Here is a 3,105-nt window from a genome sequence, read left to right as displayed (position 1 = left end):
GGAGTATGGCAAATCTGGGTTATCTTCGGCGATGCGACCTATTTTTGCCCAATGCTCGATTTGCTTTGGCACACTCCTGCTTGACGCTTCTGCGTGGATCTTTACATCACTCACGAAGTCATCATCTAAACGGATACTAATAGCCATTTGCGTAGTCTCTCTCGGGATTTATATTACATGCGGTGCGAAACGCATACGCCTTCGGAAGCGCACTTATAATATGCACCATTTTGTCTAATTATGCAATCTTTTGTCGCGTTAAATGATTGTATGGTTGCGCGATATGCCAGAACCACTTGAATTTGTTCCGATATAGGAATTCCGATAACGAGAACTTGAACTACCAAAAGATATTTGGTAATTGGATTTACTACGGGTGGAATGTTATTTCCCGTTCAGCATCTTTCTTGCTGCCCAGTAACGATCATGTTCTTCCGGTGTCGCGCTCTGGTCTTCGAAGGCATCGCCGATTTTCAAGCCATCCGGCAAAAGTGCCCAGGCGACATAAAAGTACCGAGGTTCAAATTCCTCACCTATCCATCGGTAGATACCGCTGTATTCTCCATCCCAGAAGTTGACATACCCAATGTGCCAGCCATCGCAAGGATTCAAGACCAGCACCTCTTTACCATTCATATCCGGCGTGGGTTGTTCAGATGCAGGACGGATAACTAAAGATTCGGTGATTGGTGCAGACATTCATTCCCCCAGAAAGCAAAAAACCCCGCCGAGGCGAGGTCTTAAAATTCTTCTTTGATTCAACGAGAGACAATAACCCATCGTTAGAGCAATGATGGGCTATTTTCGCCACTCTGTCAATATCATTTATCTACTGTTTAATATTTATGTGGAAATAATTTCTCTTTTTGTTAGTTCTTCTAGAACGTTATCAGCGTTCAATTCTTCACTGAAACATTCCTGAATCAGTTCTTCATAGAACGGCTTAAAGTTTCTTCTCCATGTGGTCTCAGGCAGCTCCACCACCTCATTACAAATGGCCCGTCTGACATCCTCGGCTGGCAATCGAGAATATCCCCGTCCTGAACATTTAGGACATCGTTTGTAGACCGGAATACCAATTAACTCCGTCTGTTCTTTATTCAAAACTTCCCCTCGACCATTGCAACGGCATGAATGGCTGACCACCGCTTTACCTTTACATGTGGAACAGGCCACCCTCACAATCTCTCTGCGTTCACGGAATTTTTCGTATGACGATGGGGTGATCTTTACGCCCATACTTAAATTTGCCTTAACCAGCCTTTTTTCCATCCACGGGGTGTATGCCTTTGTAGTAAACACCTCTGCTTCGATAAACCCGTCATCACAATCTGAACACGCCTTCTTACTGGCTGCACTCCTTGCATAATCCTGAAAGGCATAATTTGCGAGTATTTGCAGCACATTTTCCCTAATATCGTCATCGAGTTTTGCGATTGCAGGGTGCTTGTGAACCTGCGTCAGTGCATACTGGTAGAGACTCTCCACTGCTTCATCGGGTTTATTGATCCCCTGTTTCGCCAAAAACAGTTCAATCCCCATCCTCGCCTGAGCGGACGCCAATCCCAGCGAGGCCATGACATCGGTAATTGAAAATGAATCAGTAGCGGTTGCGGCTGGAGAGTCACTAAACATAGCGCTCTTGGGAGAAAAATACTTGGGTAGTGATTCTAAATTCATCCTATTTTATCCCCGGCAATACTGTGTGAACCCTGTCGTGACGTGTCGAATACATCACCCTCAATTGTTTTCTCATAACCCATTGTTCAGTGAGAACGGCCAGATCTCCGGTGTTTCGCTGAACAACAGCAAATGGTCGTCCCGTTTCTCTACATCGATATCTGGCCTCCTCAACGGATGCGGCTAGGTCGGTGAAGATCATGTCTCCAGCTCCCATATCTGGATATCCAGACAGCCACCCTTAACCCGTTCGCCGCGTTTGATGCTCATATAATCAACCTGATTGTCATCAGCCCAGAATCCAGCATGAGTCAGCGAGTCGAAAACCGCTTTAGGCAGGTTATCGAGGTCTCTCTGTCGTCTGTCTGGGGGATTGGCAACTATTTTGATTTTGATGCGGGATTGGGTATTGATACTGAGGTTTTGCTGCTGAATGATGTTGCTGATTTGCTGTCGGTAGTTAATGCCTTTCTCTGATATGTAGTGCCCCATCTTGAGTGTTTCCAATAGTGATTAACTGTCGGAGGCCACGGCAATTTTAAATTGTAGGTTTTCACGTCAAATCTTACCCTCCGATAGCAATATTGATTGCGTCCTGATTACACCCTCTAAGTGAGCCATGTGTGCATAGTCGGTCTCTGTCAGCCTCGTTCTGCGGTCTATTTCATCGTGACAACACGAACACGCCCATGCCCCAAACAGATCATTGGGTTTCATCCCCATGCCACAAATGCCAGCCATCCGGTAATGAGCCAGAACTACCGTTTCGCTGTTACCGTTACAGATGCCCGGTATTCTGACCTGACATTCTCGACCCCGCGCTTCTTTGCGTAGATTTGCCATTCTCCATTTCCCCATATTTCTCAAACCAGAACACTATCGGCGTGGTATCTAATTTCAATATGCCGAGCCGCTGGCCTGTTCTCAGGCATTGTGTTCTGTTGATTGAATTTTGTAATTCTCTGGTTATTGCTGACCGAAATGTTTCAATGTCTGCACTGTGTTTATAAATATTGCAGCTACGGCAGGATGGAATCATATTTTCAATGGTGTCGTTCTCTGGATAGTGGCATTGACCAGCCCCGTATCTCATAATCGGTTCTGCATGGTCAGCGTGCCAGCCTGTCGCGGGTAATTCGTGTCCACAATATGCACAGCGACCCCCGAATTTTTCCCTGATAACCGCTCGCTGCTTTTTGGTTAATTTCAGCGGCGGTTTCTTGGGTTGCTCGACGTGAGGTTTATTAGGTTGTATTAACTTGTGAGAGTGCTCTATCCACTTATTCATTGCATCCAGCATGTTTAGTTTTGCCTTTGCCATCTATCCCCCCAACACCAGTCCCATAATCAGCATTGACGCTGCCCAAATTCCGATGAATATGAGGTATTTCATTTGATTTGCTCCACATGCAGCCCATGGCCAAA

The 3,105-nt window shown here is 45.9% G+C and carries 5 protein-coding genes and 1 pseudogene; all 6 read right to left on the bottom strand.

Annotation, left to right across the window (positions count from 1 at the left end):
• A partial coding sequence (locus Xhom_RS49770) for a ParD-like family protein (RefSeq protein WP_244590785.1) occupies positions 1-147 on the bottom strand: 147 nt, incomplete at its 3' end.
• A 237-nt stretch (positions 148-384) separates the two neighbouring features.
• Positions 385-699, bottom strand: a complete 315-nt coding sequence (locus Xhom_RS49765) for a hypothetical protein (protein WP_069315409.1) — start codon at positions 697-699, stop codon at positions 385-387.
• A 144-nt stretch (positions 700-843) separates the two neighbouring features.
• Entirely contained in the window at positions 844-1,680 is an 837-nt protein-coding gene (locus Xhom_RS49760; RefSeq protein ID WP_069315408.1) for an antitermination protein, read from the bottom strand.
• A 198-nt stretch (positions 1,681-1,878) separates the two neighbouring features.
• A pseudogene (locus tag Xhom_RS49755) lies at positions 1,879-2,237 on the bottom strand (RusA family crossover junction endodeoxyribonuclease).
• A gap of 1 nt (position 2,238) precedes the next feature.
• Positions 2,239-2,523, bottom strand: a complete 285-nt coding sequence (locus tag Xhom_RS49750; protein ID WP_071933830.1) for a DUF1364 domain-containing protein — start codon at positions 2,521-2,523, stop codon at positions 2,239-2,241.
• On the bottom strand, positions 2,459-3,001 hold the full coding sequence (locus Xhom_RS49745) for an HNH endonuclease (protein ID WP_232326247.1): 543 nt from the start codon (positions 2,999-3,001) through the stop codon (positions 2,459-2,461). The genes Xhom_RS49750 and Xhom_RS49745 overlap by 65 nt, the downstream gene beginning before the upstream one ends.
• Between the last annotated feature and the right edge of the window lie 104 nt (positions 3,002-3,105).

The organism is Xenorhabdus hominickii, from assembly GCF_002632725.1.
Taxonomy (GTDB): domain Bacteria; phylum Pseudomonadota; class Gammaproteobacteria; order Enterobacterales; family Enterobacteriaceae; genus Xenorhabdus; species Xenorhabdus hominickii.
This window is presented reverse-complemented; position numbering and strand designations above follow the sequence as displayed.